Origin of the sequence: Sporosarcina sp. A2 (assembly GCF_050858885.1) — a bacterium.
Lineage (GTDB): Bacteria > Bacillota > Bacilli > Bacillales_A > Planococcaceae > Sporosarcina.
In genome coordinates, this window is the sequence record NZ_CP193898.1 from 224,664 (window position 1) to 241,479 (window position 16,816).

Sequence of the window (16,816 nt, forward strand, 5' to 3'; positions counted from 1 at the left end):
TTGCTACGTCTTCTGTATACGAATAGAAAAATAACTAATCTTCTACTAGAAGCTGTGCTATAATAAATGCCGAATGAAGAATAGAAAGGGTTTAGCTCATGAATTTTATATCTAAAAAAGTAGACTTCGCTTTGCCGATTCTCGGAGCGGTTCTATTAGTAATAGCTCTTCTGCTGCCAAATGCAATACTGGCATATGTCTTTACTTTAATTCTTGCACTAGCAGCATTTTTCCTACCTAAACAAGGTATTTTGTTTTTACTCATGTATTATCCGTTGCGATCGTTTTTAATTACAGTGAATCCTGCATTAAAACTTGTAGGTGACGTAATTATTGTCTTTGTCTTTTTAAGAGTCTTGTGGAATTCAAGAAAGAATATAGCCTCTCTTTTTAAGTTTGCTGTATACGAGTGGGCGTTTCTTGGTTTCCTATTAGTTGGTGCCCTTTCAGCATTACTAAATGATATAGGGATGAATGCGATTATCTTCCAACTCCGTGCTTTTGCAATAACATTTTTGCTATTGTATATTGTTAAGCGATTGGAAATTACAAAAAGGGACATGCTTAATTTCATGTACATGACTGTTGCAGTTGTTGTACTTGTATTAATTCAAGGTCTCGTAGAAAAGGTTTCAGTCCGTTCACAGTGGATGCCAGAGTTATGGGTGAACCGACAATTATCACCAAATAATAGTAGTCGGATCTATGGCTTGCTTAACAATCCTAATGTATTGGCGGTATATCTAACGATTTCCGCACTTTTAACTTACTATTTAAGAAAAATGTCGAAAAATACAGCAGTACGTATTTTCCTAACGGTTGTTTTAGTTGTGACTGCGGGAGTCTGGATTCTGACATACAGTCGGGGTACATGGATTGCCTTCGCTATTGGTTTAGGGGTCTACTTCTTATTGACGTTTAATTGGAAATTCATATTGAAAATTGCAGCTGTAATCGCAATTGGCTTTGTTCTCGTCGCTCTCCCTGCTACATATAGTGCACAATGGGTGAAGAGCAATACAAAAGTCGGTGAAATTGAACGAACAGGTCCAGCTGAAGATGAGGGTGGATTTGCAGTCGAAAAGACTCGTATTAAAGAGACATTTAATGCGAACACATTTGAAAAAAGTTTGACGACAGGCAGACTATACGTTGTCTACAAGGGCTTTGACGTGTTTAAAGATTATCCTCTCATAGGATCAGGTTTTGCAACGTTTGGGGACTCTTCAGCTAAATCATTTGGTTCACCTATCTATAAGGACTATGATATAGAAGTGGATATTTACTCTGATAACCAGTATATCCAAATTATTGCTCAAACAGGAATAGCAGGCGTGCTCCTCTTTGCAGTATTCTTGCTAGGAATTCTAGTGTTGTTTTGGAAACACCGGCATGATAATCCACTTGCTATACCGTTACTATCGGCAATGATCGGTATTTACTGGTGTGGATTCATCTACAATATCTGGGAAGACAAGACTTTTACAATGTACTTTTATATTATTTTGGCAGGCTTCCTAGCTTGTCTGAAACCACTCGAAAATCAAGAAAAATAGAAAAAAACCGTTAGTTGGGAAAGTACTTCCGACTAACGGTTTTTTTAGTCATTTCGAACGAATTACATAGATTAATAGGACATTTATGTTTAACTCTTTTATAATAAAAGTATTACAAAGATAGCGGAGGGCTGAAATGACTTTTAAGACGTCGATACAATCTAAAAAACTAGTAGCTGCCATAGTAGGGGTCATGCTAGTTTTACCAACTTCCATTGCAAATGCCGAGAGCCAGAATGAGAAAATTTCGAAAGGCGTGGACTATAAGTATGTAAATGAAGTGCGGTATGGGGAGAGTCAAGCTATGAGAAATATAACTGTAGATTTAACTGATCCATACACTACGGTAGACGTCTCTTATCCAAAACCACTTAATAAATTACTTCGGACGACTGATCAGGCAAAAGCATATAATTCGCCAGGTCAACAAGTGGCAGGTGCAATCAATGGATCCTTTTTCTGGGGAGGAGATCAGGGCTATCTCCCAATGTATTTAATTTCATATCGAAATCAATTAATAAATGCAGGGATTATCGCTACTGGAAATGATCAATTTGTAAACAAACCAATAGCGTTTGGTGTCGATAAATCAGGTAAAGGGAAGATTGCACCGTACGATTTGGATATCCACTTTACATATCAAGGGAAGAAAATTGCAATAACTAGTACGGACAAGCATCGTTCGACAGATAATATGATTTTGTATACACCAATTTATCCTAAACCTACTACTGAAACAAATGATTTAGGAGTAGAAGTTGTATTGGAAAGTTTGACTGGAGACACTGAAATCCAACTTGGGGAAACACTTAAGGGCGTTGTCAAGAAGGTCCGGACACGTGGGGATAAGGAGTCTTCAGTTATTCCGAGAAATGGTTTTGTACTCTCTGGACATGGTGAAGCGGAAGTGAGTTTGCGAACAATTCCAGTAGGAGCTGAAATTGAAATTTCAGCGGCGGTAGATGCGCCATGGGAAGATGCATCCTTCATGCTCACTTCAGGGCCGGAGCTTGTGAAAGATGGCAAAGTAAATGTCGGAATGGATCTGTCGAGTGATAAGGCAAGAGAGCTAGCACCTCGTACTGCCGTTGCAATTGACAAGACGGGTACCAAAGTATTTATGGTTACGGTTGATGGTCGTCAACCCGGCTACAGTAAAGGCATGAATATGAAACAACTTGCAGAGCACTTAGTATCAATAGGGGCTTATCAAGCATTGAATCTTGATGGTGGAGGGTCGACAACGATGGCTGTCCGGAAACCAGGTGATCAGCAAGTATCGCTATACAACCGTCCTTCCGATCAATCAGAAAGAAGAGTTTCGACATCCTTACTAGCAGTTTCAACTGCACCTGTAGGGAAAATAGCAGATATTGGAGCTCATATTGTAAAAGAAGGCGTCTATCTGAAAGGGACAAAAGGGTCAGTGGTTATCGATTATGTGATGGATCAATTCTATAATCCTGTATCGATTGCTAAAGAAAAGTTCATCCTTAACTCAGTAAACGGTACTGTGGAAACGAACGGACTCGCATTTACTGCTGTAAAAGCTGGTCAAGATACTCTAACGTTGAAATCAGAAACGGGACAAGGCAATGGACAGTTGAAATTGGATGTAGTCGATAAAATTTCTAAAATTGAACTGTCAGAAAGCGATTTGAAGTTAAAAAAAGGTGAAACAAGAAAACTAACACTAAAAGCCTTCGATAGCCAAAACCGAGTTGTCATTTATGATCCTGCGCTTATTAAATGGGGAGTGGAAGGTTCCGTTGGTACAATTACTAATGCAGGCGAATTTACTGCGAATAGTGGGACGGGAATGATTACAGCAGAACTCGGCGGTAAAGTTGTTAAAGCAACTGTGTCAGTAGGAACTACGTCTGCTACAAGTATAGATAAAATGGAGACGCTCACAGGGTGGAATGCTTCAGCTGTAAATGGAACCGCAACGTTACAGCAAACAGGTGAAACGGATTATCCTTTCGAGGGAGATGCAGCTATAAAGATCAACTATGATTTTATAGGGAAAACGGGAACTTCTGCTGCATATTTGAATGCAAGTGATGCGAAGTTAGTGGAAGGCAATCCAGCCCTACTTACAGCGAGAGTTTATGGGGATGGAAGTCATTCCTGGTTGAGAGGGAAAATTAAAGACTCTTCTGGAACAGAGCATACCATCGACTTTACACCAGAGCGTGGACTAAAATGGGTCGGATGGAATTTCGTAACTGCAAAAGTTCCGGAAAATGTTACTGGACAAATCTCACTTGAACAAATCTATATTGCACAGCCTTCAGGGAAAAAAACTTCCGGAACAATTATAGTAGACGATGTTAAAGCAGCTTACGATTCTGAGTATCGAGAAGCATTGTTTAAAGACACGAGCTTGAATTTCCGTGCAGAAAATGAAATCTCTGCTCTTGTAACTGATGGTATAATTGCAGGTTATTCTAATGGGAAGTTCGGTCCTTATGATGAGTTAACACGCCAGCAGGCAGCTATTCTATTAACTAGAGCACTTGGGTTATCACTAGACAATGTTGTTGATCCTGGATTTGAAGATATGAAATCGAGTATGGGATTCTATAAAGAAGTCGCAGCAGCTGCAAATGCTGGAATCATTAATGGTAAAGACAAAGGAAAACGATTCGATCCGAATGGGAAATTGACGCGAGCAGAAATGGCAGCAATTCTAAAACGTGGATTTTCTTTACCTGTTGGTGATAAAGAGTACTTTGTAGATTCGAAAGGGTCCTTTGCACACGATGCAATTAATTCTCTAGCATTTAATAATATTACGAATGGGATCGGACAAGGTAAGTTTGGACCCTCTCAAAATATTAACCGTGCAGACTTTTCGGTATTTCTCTATAAAACTCTATTAATCAAGTAATAGTATTTGAGATTTCGGTAAATTATGATACACTAACAATGTAGAAAAGTCCTTCATAACATATGAAGAAAGCTATTAAGTTTGGTTGACGCTATAAAAACCTGCAAAGAGCATGCACTCTTTGCGGGTTTTTTATGCTTTTAAGTTCAAATATCCATTCTGTGCGTATATGTATATGGAATAGGTGCTTTACCTTCTAGTATCTCTTAAAGGGCAATTATATATTAGTCTAGTAGACTAATATCATGGATATCGAGCATATCCTGTATATAGTTTTGAACGCTTTGCCTATGCAAAGCGTTTTTTCGTGCTAATTTTACAAAGAATCCAAACAAATTACAATATTAAACAAAAAGGCATTTGCAATAGTTAGACTGGTTGGGTAATATGTATATAATATATGCTATTTAATTGTAAAAAATACAGAAAAAAGATGTGGATATAAGTAATTGGATTCAGGAGTAATGAAATAAAAGGGGAAATAGGTGTGAAGAGTCAACATTATGTTGGTAAGGAGATGTTTCTATGAAAGTTCTCGTTACAGGAGGTTACGGTTTCATAGGTTCTCATTTGGTGGATCGACTGTATCAAGAAGGGATTAAAGTTTACATCATCGATAACTTATCTTCAGGGAAAGTGGGGAATGTGAAGATACGTCATAAGGGATATGTTTTGGATGTTGAAGATCCTGAATGTGAGAATGTGTTTAAATCTGAGAAGTTTGATGCGGTTATCCACCTTGCGGCTCAAGTAAGTGTTAAGAAATCCCTAGAAAATCCACGCAATGACGCAGAATCCAATATTGTTGGACTCGTGAACATGCTTACACTCGCACGTAAGTATAATGTGAAAAAGTTTATTTTTGCATCTTCTGCAGCTGTTTACGGTGAGAATGACCAGTTACCATTGCTGGAAGAGCAGGGAGGAAATCCGGTTTCTCCATACGGTATTAGTAAGTGGCTCGGTGAGTACTATTGTAACCAATGGAACGAGCTATACGGATTGGAAACAGTTTCCTTTAGGTTCTCGAATGTGTATGGACCCCGTCAAAATAGCGAGGGTGACGGAAGTGTAATTATGAATTTTATTGAGAAGATTATGATGAATAAGCAACTCGAAGTATACGGAGACGGATTTCAAACTAGAGACTTCCTATTTGTTAAAGATTTGACAGACGCTATTTTTCGGGCATTATGTGCTCCATCCATTACAGGGGTTTATAATGTTTCTTCTCAAACTAAAACGAGCGTCCGCGAAGTGATTGACCAGTTGGAAGCTATCCATGCCGGGATTGACGTTTATTTCAGGGATTCCCGTGAAGGTGATATACGAAACTCATGCTTAGCAAACGGTAAAGTGAAAGAAGAATTAGACTGGTCGCCTATTTATGGAATACAAGAAGGGCTTTCACTGACATACGAGGAGACCAAAAATAGGACCACCCAGCCAACTGAAGTCAAGGCGGTTCGTAAAGAAAAGAATAAACCCGGTTGGAAGCGGGTCGTTCCTTACATTGAGAATATCGCTATATTCCTATTGCTGAACGCACTATTCTTCTCTTCATTCGACAGGACATGGGAGTTTCTCATGATAGGTGCTATTTTATATATCACTATTATGGGCGTTATTTATGGGAAAAGGCAATCGATTATTGCGGCTGGTCTCTCTGTGGGAGTACTAACTATTCGGAAGTTTGCAGAAGGTGGAGACCCCATCACGATACTCTATGATTCTAGTTTCTTACTTCAGTCTGTCATCTTTCTTTTTGTCGGTCTTGCAGTAGGATATGCGGTAGAACGGAAAATCAAAGTAATTGAAGAACAGAAGAAATCACTCATTGAATTAGGAAGTAGTTATCGTAAACTACAAGAAGTTTTTGAGGATATGCGTGATGTGAAGGATGAATTGCAAGTCCGTATAAAAAATAGTGAGGATAGTTTCGGTATTGTCCATAGCATTAGTAAACAATTAGATGGGTCAGAACCTGAAAAAGTATTTTTAAGTACGGTAGCTGTTATCCAATCAATTATGAATGCCAAGCGGGTCTCACTTTACCGATTCAACGAGAATTTAACTTACTTAAGACTTACCGCACGAAGTGGCCAGCTTGAAGAACGTTGTGTCAAGTCAATCCGATCTGAGGAACACAGGTACATTGAAGAAATTATTGAAGGATCCCCCCTATTTGTCAATCGAGAATTACTAGAAGATGAGCCAGTCATGGCGGCACCTTTACGACACAATGGGCAACTGTTTGCGATTTTGATAATAGAGGATATGGAAGCAAAAAGCTTTTCACTATATCATGAAAACCTATTCAAAGTTGCAGTGGAAATGACGGAATCTGCGCTGTCTAGAGCGTATACGCTTACGGAGCTCAAAGAAAACAACCGTTACTTGCCACATAGTAGAATTCTGAGAAGAGAAGCATTTCAAGAGATTATGGAAAGTAAACAACATGCGCAAGAAATGGGCCAATTACCATACGTTCTGTTGGAATGTGACGAAGCAGAAGGTTCACCGTTGGAACTTGCAGATCTAATAAGTCCATTACTGCGGGATCACGACTACTTATTCCTACAAGAAAATGGCCGCATACTCCTGCTACTCTCCAACTCTTCTGAAACGGACGGTGAGCTAGTAATTGCACGACTATCTAAGAGCCGGATAGCTGCTTCAGTCGTCAGAAATGAGGAATTGATATGGAATTAGTATTATTCTATTTCCTCTATTTTCTCATATCTACCATTGTGATTTTTATTCTAAAACAAAGGTTAAGAGAAAGAATGCACGTCTACGTAATAATAGCAGCTGTCCTTCCGCTAATAGGGCTACTATTCGTTCTTGCTGAAGTTGCTTCGAAAAGAACGGAAGAAGAAAGTCTTAAACACCATATGAACCAGCTGGATGCAGATATATTATCTAGTACTCTTGAGGATATCGATTCAATTAGTATACATGATGAACTTAAAGTGATTCCGATTCAGGAAGCATTAGTGGTGAATGATCACTTTACGAGAAGAAGAGTAATGATTGACGTTTTAAAAGGAGACTCACTGCAGTATATAGAATCGCTTCATTTAGCGGTTCAAAATGAAGATACAGAAACAAGCCACTACGCAGTTAGTGCTATAACGGAAGTCAAACGGAAATTATCCAATGCTTTACAGGAACTATCTGCAGCACACAACGATACCCCTGAAGATATCGAAACGGCATCTGCCTATGCCGTAGTGCTAAAAAATTATGCTGCAAGTGGCTATTTAGATCCTGCGACCCTTCGAGCCAATCTGATGCAAAGTATTGCTATCCACAGTCATATTCTTGAGTATTCCTCTGAAGACAAACACAACTCTTTCCAAGAAAAGATGCGGACTGAAATGCTTACAGAACAATATAGTGAAGCTGAACAGACAGGTTTTTCTTATAAAGCCTATGCTCCTAATGAAGAGGAACCTTATTTACTTCAAATTGAATTATACGTAGACATGCGGGCCTATAGCCGTTTGCAACAAACTATTCTTGAGTTGAAGCGAAGCAATGCAGTACTTACAAATGAGGCCTTGTCTATTATAAGATACTGGTCGAGAGGAAATAGAGTAGATGTCTCCTAATGTCACAAAAAGTCTATATGTTGCGGTCACTGCGGTACTTCTTGCAGGTATTTTATTTCAAATTGGACGCTCGCAGTTTGTTTTGAAAACTCTTCATAATAATGAATTGTTAAGCATGAAAGATCTGTTGCTCCATGAAAATATCCAGCAGAGCGAGGAAAATGGTGCTAAATCTCCGATTTACTGCATCGCTTATAATCCGGATGATTTACCAAGTGTGGCTATAAAAGATAACAGCTTAAAGACACTTCACTATATGAAAAAACAAACGAAAGAAATACGGTTAGATGGTACGAACGATCAATTTCGAGACTGCCATTCTGTATTATTTACAGCAGATAGTATGGGGTTCGGTGGAGATGCTGATTCAATCGCGGCTTACATTGAAAATGGTGGGTATTGGCTGTTTTTAAATACGTTAGAGCCAGACACCGAGTTTGAACAGCTTTATCGGAATATGGGAATTACTTCATTTGATCAACAACTTGAAACGAACGGTATTCATTTGATGCAGAACGTGTTGATTGGCGAAAACAATTTAGACACGGGTGGAGATTTCATCCATAACTCATCCTTGTCTGTTGCTTTAGATGATAATACCGAATTGCTGATAGAAAGTCATGATAGCGTCCCGCTTATGTGGCAAGTCGCTTATGGCGAAGGGAATATAATGGTGGTAAATGGAACGATGTTGACTGAAAAGGTCAACAGAGGGGTGATAGCCGGGGCCATTGGCATGGTGGAACCTGTATTTATTTACCCGATTTTTAACTCGAAGGTCTTCTTCATTGATGATTTTCCTGCGCCTGTTGCAAAAGGTAGAAATCCTTTAATTTATAAGGAATATAGACAAGATTTAAGTGGTTTCTATAAAAATATTTGGTGGCCAGATATGCTGTCTGCTGCTGAGCGCTATGACATTACTTATACAGGTGTATTAATTGAAACGTATACAGACGAAGTGGAAGCACCGTTTGAGTTCCCAGCTGATGCGGATCGTCCGAACGTAATAGCCTATGGTAGAGAGATTATTAGGAGTGGTGGAGAATTGGGGCTTCACGGGTACAATCATCAGTCCTTAACAAGTGATCAGTCGCTTTCTAACCAATTTGAATATAACGCCTGGAAATCAGCAAAAGAGATGGGGCAGTCAATCCAGGAGGCAATTACCTATACTAAAAGTGCATTTCCGAATTATACACTCACTTCTTACGTCCCCCCTTCAAATGTATTATCAAAAGAAGGAAGGTCGGTACTTAAGAAAGTGTGGCCGGAACTTACTGTAATTTCCTCCCTTTACGCGGAAGATGCAACAAAGGCTGCATATGTCCAAGAATTTGAAGTTGCAAAAGATAATGTAATTGAAATGCCGAGAATTTCTTCAGGGTATGAAGAACGAGAATTTGACCGTTGGGCTGAAGCAAACGCAATTACATCTATTGGTGTGTATTCCAAGTTCATTCACCCTGATGATGTCATTAGTCAAGATCGTTCAAATAACCGGACGTGGGAAGAGACATATGCGTTATTTAAGAAAGACTTAAAGCGTGTTTCAACAACCTATCCGTGGCTACGACCGTTCACATCAACAGAAGCGAGTTTAGAACTTGCTTCCGCTTTGAGTAGTGAGATTAGTTTGAATGTAGAGGATGATCGTGTCACAGGTACTGTGCAAAAGACGTTGGAAGAACTCTATTTCATGCTAAGGACAGATAAGAAAATAACTTCAACGAACAATTGTGATGTGGATAAAATCGATGAGAAGGCCTATTTAGTAAAAGTAGGGTCAACCGACTTTGAAATAATGTTAGGAGGCCATTGATATGCGAATATGTTTGATTGCGGAAGGATCGTTCCCCTATGTAACCGGAGGAGTTTCTAGTTGGATTACAAGTTTAGTCACAGAAATGCCTGAACACGAATTCATTATTTTCGCTATTGGTGCAGAGTCGAAACAAAAAGGGAAGTTCAAATGTGAGTTGCCTCCCAACATAGTTGAAGTCCATGAAATCTTCCTAGATGCACATCGCGGTGAGAAAACTAAGTGGGGAAAAAGATACTCATTTTCTCCAGAGGAATTCGAAACACTATCTGAGTTTCTAAAAGGAAGCCAGTCATTACAATGGGATTATCTTTTCAAGTTACTACGTTCGGACAATTTACAGGCGCCTATGGATTTTTTGTCGAGTAAGGATTATTTTGACATCATTGAAGAATTCGCAAGAGAATCGTACCCCACTGTTCCATTTACTGAATTGTTCTGGACCGTCAATTCAATGATATTGCCACTATTACTAGCAACTCGTACTGAGCTACCGGAAGCTGATGTCTATCACGCTGTTTCGACAGGGTATGCAGGTGTAATTGGAGCGCTTGCAAAAGAACTATATGGCAAGCCACTATTGTTAACAGAACATGGAATTTACTCAAGAGAACGAGAAGAAGAAATTATAAAAGCGGAGTGGGTTGAAGGCCATTTTAAAGACCTATGGATTAGATACTTTTATACACTTTCAGCGGCAGCATATACCTATGCGGACCAGGTTATTACGTTATTTGAACGGAATAGAGAAATAGAAATTGAGCTCGGTTGTTCAGCTGGGAAAATCAGAATCGTACCTAATGGTATTGAAACTTCCGGTAAGATGATTGCAATGGAAGAGTCAGAGGCTGATCAAATTAGGATCGGTGCTATTGTCCGAGTTGTACCAATCAAAGATATTAAAACAATGATTCAAAGCTTTGCATTAGTAGAGAGAGAGATGCAAAATGTCCACCTATACATTATGGGACCGACAGATGAGAACCCTGAATACTACGAAGAGTGTCTTGCTCTTTGTGATAGGTTGAACCTTCAGCGAGTCTATTTCACGGGGATGGTGTCTGTACAGGATTGGCTACCTAAACTAGACATTTTACTTCTTACGAGTATTAGTGAAGGCCAGCCTTTAGCGATATTGGAGGGCATGGCAGCGAAAAAGCCTTTTGTCGTAACCAATGTAGGCAGTTGTAAGGAGTTAATGGAGGGGCAGCCTTTTGACGATATTGGTCCAGCAGGTATTGTTACCGCTGTTATGCATACAGAACAAATTGCAAAAGCTCTTTTGAAATTATGCGGAAACTCAACAATGCGCAAAGTGATGGGGGGGAATGGATTCCATCGTGTTTCACGAGATTACCGAAAAGACAAATTTATAGCTAGCTATAGGGAAATCTATGAAACCATTGGAGGTAATTGAAAATGGCTGGAATAGGATTTGAACTTAGGAGATTATTAAAAGAAGAAGGGATTATTCAAAATACAAAAGGCTATGCTTTTTCAACTATATTAACAGTAGGCCCAATGCTACTAAGTATTCTACTTGTATTTACTATGAAGGCGATGATGCGATATGGAAATGCTACATACCTTGAGGTTGAACTGTTCATTGTTACTATGACCTACATCTTCATCTTTTCAATAATACTAACTAGTGGAATCAGCATCATCTTGACTAGATATTTAGCCGATCGACTTTATGAACAAAAGTACGATAACTTCTTAGATTCTTTTTACGGTGCATTACTGGTTATAATTCCAGTAGGAGCAATTTTAGGGATTCTATTTTTAATGAATGCAGATGCATCTATTACCTATAAAATCGCAGTTTATCTCTTATTTGTTCAAATGATAATTATATGGATCCAAAACGTCTACTTATCAGCTATGAAAGATTATGTGCGTATTTTCCGCCACTTTGCCTACGGAATTGTCATGGCTTTAGTAGTTGGATGGGCGTTTGTTTACAGTAGTTTGATAAAACCGTTAGAATCCGTGTTAATAGGATGTGTTGTGGGATTTGGTGTGATTATCTTTTTAACTCTGATTCACTTCAACCACTTCTTTACGAAAAGTGGAGAACATAAATATTTTCCATTCATAGAGAATGGAAAATGGTATAGTCTATTATTTTTCTCTGGAATTTTTGTATATGCAGGCGTCTATCTACAGAACTTTGTATATTGGGCGCGGGAGGATGCGTTTGTAGTAGCGGATGTCTTTAGAGTCTACCCATATTATGATGTTCCTGTATTTTATGCATATTTATCTGTCATCCCTACGCTTGTCTTATTTGTAGTCACAGTGGAAACTTCGTTTTATGAAAAGTTTCGAGTTTATTATAACGGAGTAACAAAAGGTGCTTCATACAAAAAGTTGAATAAGGCCAAGAAAGAGATGCAACAATCGCTACTCTTTGGTCTAAGCTTTTTAGCGGAAGTACAGGTTATGTTTTCAGCATTATCAATCGCAATCGGTTTGATTGTCTTTCCGAAGATAGGATTTACGATGGAGCAGCTAGATTTGTATATCATTCTTGTATTAGGCTTTTATTTCTTCATCCTAATGTTTGTCATGTTGCATACCCTCATGTACTTCGATGATGTAAAAGGAGTATTTTGGCTTAGTTTGCTATATGTTGTATTGATATCTGTGATAACACAATTGACAATGATTAGATCCCTAGATGGTCTAGGGATGTTTACAGCATCATTCTTAGCGCTAGCTGCCGTATTTGCCCGTGTCCTATATATATTGAAAAACATTAGTTATTATACGTTCTCATCGCGTTCCGCGGGTGAGTCGAAGCTAAGTGTGAAAAAGAAGAATTCTGCGATGAAGTGGAAAGGCGTTGGTGGGAAGTTAGTGATTTTCTTGGTAATCCTTCTTTGTGGATGTACTCCGAAGGAAAGCATAGAAGCTCCTACAACTAAAAAACTGGACGAATCATCAATAGAAACACCCGTTGTCAATCAATCGCTAGAAGAAGACAAAAGGTTGTATGAGCGTGATGTGGATGATTCGGTAAAGGCATTGTACATAACAGTATGGCCGGAGAAACATCCAGATAATGAATCTATAGATTGGTACGGATTGAATCGACAGACTGATAGGGATTCTAAGGCTAGTCTTTCCATAACGGTTTCAGAAGGAATAGATGATGGCAAAGGTCCACTTTCAGGAATGTTTGGTAGTGGTGCAACTGAGCCGAATGCAACAATACGCTTGCGTGGAAATTCAACAAGAACTGATCCTCAAAAGTCCTATAAAATCAAACTTGAGGATGGTTTGGGTACCTGGAACGATCAGACTACTTTGAACCTTATTAAACATTGGAATGATCATTCAAGAGTTCGCAATAAGTTGAGTTTTGACTTAATGGAAAAGATTCCGAATCTCACCAGCTTGAGAACTCAGTTTGTGCATCTATATGTGAAAGATATGACTGTGAATAGTTTTAATGAAACTTACGAAGATTATGGACTTTACACACATATAGAACAACCGAATAAGCGTTTCTTGAAAGCGCATTTACTAGATCCGAATGGATATTTGTATAAAGCTAATTTCTTCGAGTTTGAACGATATCCAAATCAGCTGAAGCTGATCGATGATCCTGAGTATAATGAGGAACAATTCGAATTGATATTTGAAGCTAAAGGTAGAAAAGACCACACCAAACTACTTGCAATGCTTGACGATGTAAATAATACTCAGATTCCGATTGAAGAGATTATGGATAAGCATTTTGATTTAGACAACTTTCTAACGTGGACAGCTGTCAATATCCTAATGGATAACACTGATGCCAATTCAAGTAACTTTTACTTGTATTCACCTCTTAATTCTGAAATGTGGTACTTTTTGCCTTGGGATTATGATGATGGATGGGAGCTGCAACGAATCAATAACAGTATTCATCCGTACCAAGCCGGAATTAGTCAGTACTGGGTGTCCGTTTTACATAAGCGCTATTTCCAGACTGAGAAACACGTCAATCAGTTGACTGCTAAACTGAAGGAATTGGAAGGAATAGTTAATTCAAAAGAAGTTGAAAAGCAATTGAGTTTGTATCAACCTAACGTCAAGCCTTTGATTAGTAGAAATCCAGACATTAAGTTTTTGCCAATAAAAATAGAAGATTATGATGCTGCTTTGAAGCAGTTTCAAGAAGTTCCTAGTAGGTCTATGGAAAGGTATATTAAAGATCTTGAAAAACCAAAGCCGTTTTATATGTTTGAACCTTTAGTAGAAGAAACTCAACTTGTCTTTAACTGGCAATTATCATTTGACTTGCAAAATGATGATCTATTCTATGATGTTGATGTTGCAAAAGATCCTCTTTTCAAACAGGTCATACACACAGAATCAGGAGTCTTAAATAATCAAATCGTTATAAAAAGACCTCCTAATGGCTATTATTACTGGCGGGTCACGGCAAGGGATAGTCAAGGTAATACTCAAACATCCTTCGATGTATTTACAGATACAGAAGAGGTCTCTTACTATGGTGTCCTACGATTGGAGGTGCAATAATGATGTACTTTGAAAATAAAAAGGTGAGAAATGAACTGAAATTTTATCTACACCTGCATGAATATATCTCGCTACGTTCCAAAACATCAGCGATGCTAGAATTGGATAAGCATTCGCTAACAGATGAGGGCTATGGAATTAGAAGTCTCTACTTTGATGGGATGCATGCGCATTCGCTTTACGATAAAAATGACGGTATTTTTAATCGAGAAAAGTACCGAATACGAGTCTATAACGAATCGGATGCAGTCATTAAATTGGAAAGGAAAAGTAAGTACGGAAGTTATATCCATAAGGAATCTGTGCCATTAACAAAGTTGCAATATGAAGACATCCTTAAGGGTTCCTTCGAATCTCTCTATCAAACGGGCTACCCTTTATTAGATGATTTTCACCATGCCCTTGCTTATCGGAATTTCAGGCCATCTGCAATTACAGATTATACAAGAGAAGCTTATATTTATGGGCCAGGAAACGTGCGAATTACATTCGACAAACGACTGGCAGCAGGGGTGAATTCAACAGATCTATTCAGTGAAAGTTTAATTCTAGAAGAGGTACTTCCTGTGGAACAAACAGTACTTGAAGTAAAGTTCGACGAATTCTTGCCTGTACAAGTTCAGAGGTTGTTGCAGGTTAACCGATTCGCACGTTCGGCTATTTCGAAATTTGTAATTTGTAAAGAAGCAGGAATGCTTCATTTTAAACAGTGAGGTGAGTCAGTGTGGATGAGATATTCACTTTCGATAAAATAATCAAAAAGAGTGTTATTAACTTAGAGGCATTTAAATCTGTTTCTTATATCGATATGCTATTTGGATTTACTTGCGCATTTGCGATTGGGATGTTCATATTTTGGGTGTATCGACGATATTTCAGAGGTGTTGTATATAGCTATAACTATAACATCTCATTTGTGCTAATGACGCTCATTACTACTATGATTATTATGACTATTAGTACTAATATTGTATTATCCCTAGGAATGGTTGGGGCATTAAGTATTGTGCGATTCCGGACGGCGGTCAAGGATCCACTCGATATTGTTTATATGTTTTGGGCGATTTCTGCGGGAATTACTTCGGGTGCAAAGATGTACCCATTAGCAATCATAGGTTCACTATTCATTGGCGGAGTGCTCGCTTTCCTTTCGAAACGAAAAGTTCGTAAACATGCGTACTTATTGATCATTCGTCATACGGAAGAAGCGACTGATCCTTTACGAAATGAGTTAAGGAAGATGACGACTTCTTTAAAATCTAAAAATATTAGGAAAGGGTATACAGAGCTCACATACGAACTGAGTCTTCGTGACGACAATACATCTTTTATGAAAAAGTTAAACGACATTGAAGGGGTCACGGAAGTCTCACTAATCAACTATACGGGTGATTATGCACAATGATTTCATAGAGAAGCTGTAATGGCGCATGGAGAATTAATAAAGTTCACCTATGCGTTTTTTATATGAAGCACAGCTAGACTCATATACTCCATGAGAGGAATCAGATTACAAAAGTTAGCTATCTTGTAAATGGTTGATGTATACTGATTTCAACTAACTAAATGAGGTGTTTGGGGGATGGAATCAGTAGAAATCTTTGTAGAATATGTAAAGCAACACAAAGAAAAGCTTGCACAAGAAGTGGTAGATCGTGTTTGCTTGAAATTTACAGTAGCCCCTAGTGAATATGAAAAAGAACAAGCGCTGCATACATATCAAGAACTGTGGTTTTATTTATCAAAATCATTAAGCCAAGATGATTTGGCGACACCAGATCGGTTATTAGAGTGGAGTTACAACAACGCTGCCATGCAAGTGAAAAAAGGAGAACGGATTTCCATCATCGCAAATCGTTATCCGGTAACTCGAGACGTATTTGCAGATGTTCTTCATGAAATTTGTATCGAACTTGAAGCACCTTTGAGTGTATATGTAGTAACTAGTAAACGTATTAATAGTATGTTAGATATTAGTTTGAATGAAACATTCTTTGCGTTTGAGCAAATGACTGAAAAAGGTCGTGAAGAAACAGAGCGTGAGTTGGTTAAACTATCGGCCCCACTTGTGCCTGTGCAAGATGGTATTGTCATATTGCCGTTCGTTGGGAAAATTACAGATGATCGGGTCGCGGCAATCATGGAGACAATTCTCCCTAAAATAGCAGAACTACATGTCGATACAGTTATCGCTGACTTTTCCGGTTTATGGTCGATTGATGAATATGTTGCTCGTTCACTGCAACAAATAGAAAATGCTCTAGGTCTAATGGGAATCGAAGTCTTCATCACAGGATTGCGTCCAGAACTTGCACAAACCATTGTGAATTCAGGAAGTGAACTTACGAGTAAAGGATATTTTGGAACAGTTAAACAAGCCTTAGAACGACTTCAATAG

10 protein-coding genes are annotated in these 16,816 nt (G+C 38.6%); all 10 read left to right on the forward strand.

What is annotated here, in order from left to right; translation table 11 throughout:
- Positions 1-98: 98 nt before the first annotated feature.
- The 10 genes from ACRPI0_RS01010 to ACRPI0_RS01055 all read left to right on the forward strand — a co-directional run bounded on the left by ACRPI0_RS01010 (position 99) and on the right by ACRPI0_RS01055 (position 16,816).
- A complete protein-coding gene (locus ACRPI0_RS01010; protein ID WP_432354207.1) occupies positions 99-1,556 on the forward strand; it encodes an O-antigen ligase family protein in 1,458 nt (485 codons plus the stop codon).
- Between the two features lie 136 nt (positions 1,557-1,692).
- Complete coding sequence (locus tag ACRPI0_RS01015; protein ID WP_432354208.1) at positions 1,693-4,449, forward strand: phosphodiester glycosidase family protein; 2,757 nt, start codon at positions 1,693-1,695, stop codon at positions 4,447-4,449.
- A 525-nt stretch (positions 4,450-4,974) separates the two neighbouring features.
- Positions 4,975-7,161 carry an NAD-dependent epimerase/dehydratase family protein gene (locus tag ACRPI0_RS01020; protein ID WP_432354209.1) on the forward strand — a complete coding sequence of 729 codons (2,187 nt, stop codon included), beginning with the start codon at positions 4,975-4,977 and terminating at the stop codon, positions 7,159-7,161.
- Positions 7,152-8,063 carry a hypothetical protein gene (locus ACRPI0_RS01025; RefSeq protein ID WP_432354211.1) on the forward strand — a complete coding sequence of 304 codons (912 nt, stop codon included), beginning with the start codon at positions 7,152-7,154 and terminating at the stop codon, positions 8,061-8,063. The genes ACRPI0_RS01020 and ACRPI0_RS01025 overlap by 10 nt, the downstream gene beginning before the upstream one ends.
- On the forward strand, positions 8,053-9,885 hold the full coding sequence (locus tag ACRPI0_RS01030; protein WP_432354212.1) for a DUF2194 domain-containing protein: 1,833 nt from the start codon (positions 8,053-8,055) through the stop codon (positions 9,883-9,885). The genes ACRPI0_RS01025 and ACRPI0_RS01030 overlap by 11 nt, the downstream gene beginning before the upstream one ends.
- A 1-nt stretch (position 9,886) precedes the next feature.
- Positions 9,887-11,302, forward strand: a complete 1,416-nt coding sequence (gene pelF, locus ACRPI0_RS01035; protein ID WP_432354213.1) for a GT4 family glycosyltransferase PelF — start codon at positions 9,887-9,889, stop codon at positions 11,300-11,302.
- Positions 11,303-11,304: 2 nt separating this feature from the next.
- The gene (pelG, locus tag ACRPI0_RS01040) at positions 11,305-14,418 is read left to right on the forward strand and encodes an exopolysaccharide Pel transporter PelG (protein ID WP_432354214.1); all 3,114 of its coding nucleotides are present in this window, start codon (positions 11,305-11,307) and stop codon (positions 14,416-14,418) included.
- Positions 14,418-15,131 (forward strand): polyphosphate polymerase domain-containing protein, encoded by a 714-nt coding sequence (locus ACRPI0_RS01045; protein ID WP_432354215.1) that lies wholly within the window; start codon positions 14,418-14,420, stop codon positions 15,129-15,131. Before pelG ends, ACRPI0_RS01045 begins: the two co-directional genes overlap by 1 nt.
- Positions 15,132-15,142: 11 nt before the next feature.
- Positions 15,143-15,823, forward strand: coding sequence for a DUF4956 domain-containing protein (locus ACRPI0_RS01050; protein WP_432354216.1), 681 nt, complete (start codon positions 15,143-15,145; stop codon positions 15,821-15,823).
- Between the two features lie 177 nt (positions 15,824-16,000).
- On the forward strand, positions 16,001-16,816 hold the full coding sequence (locus tag ACRPI0_RS01055; protein ID WP_432354217.1) for an STAS domain-containing protein: 816 nt from the start codon (positions 16,001-16,003) through the stop codon (positions 16,814-16,816).

Excerpts from the sequence above, each read along its gene's own strand:
- ACRPI0_RS01010 (WP_432354207.1), top strand. The coding sequence starts at position 99 with ATGAATTTTATATCTAAAAAAGTAGACTTCGCTTTGCCGATTCTCGGA.
- ACRPI0_RS01015 (WP_432354208.1), top strand. The coding sequence starts at position 1,693 with ATGACTTTTAAGACGTCGATACAATCTAAAAAACTAGTAGCTGCCATA.
- ACRPI0_RS01020 (WP_432354209.1), top strand. The coding sequence starts at position 4,975 with ATGAAAGTTCTCGTTACAGGAGGTTACGGTTTCATAGGTTCTCATTTG.
- ACRPI0_RS01025 (WP_432354211.1), top strand. The coding sequence starts at position 7,152 with ATGGAATTAGTATTATTCTATTTCCTCTATTTTCTCATATCTACCATT.
- ACRPI0_RS01030 (WP_432354212.1), top strand. The coding sequence starts at position 8,053 with ATGTCTCCTAATGTCACAAAAAGTCTATATGTTGCGGTCACTGCGGTA.
- pelF (WP_432354213.1), top strand. The coding sequence starts at position 9,887 with ATGCGAATATGTTTGATTGCGGAAGGATCGTTCCCCTATGTAACCGGA.
- pelG (WP_432354214.1), top strand. The coding sequence starts at position 11,305 with ATGGCTGGAATAGGATTTGAACTTAGGAGATTATTAAAAGAAGAAGGG.
- ACRPI0_RS01045 (WP_432354215.1), top strand. The coding sequence starts at position 14,418 with ATGATGTACTTTGAAAATAAAAAGGTGAGAAATGAACTGAAATTTTAT.
- ACRPI0_RS01055 (WP_432354217.1), top strand. The coding sequence starts at position 16,001 with ATGGAATCAGTAGAAATCTTTGTAGAATATGTAAAGCAACACAAAGAA.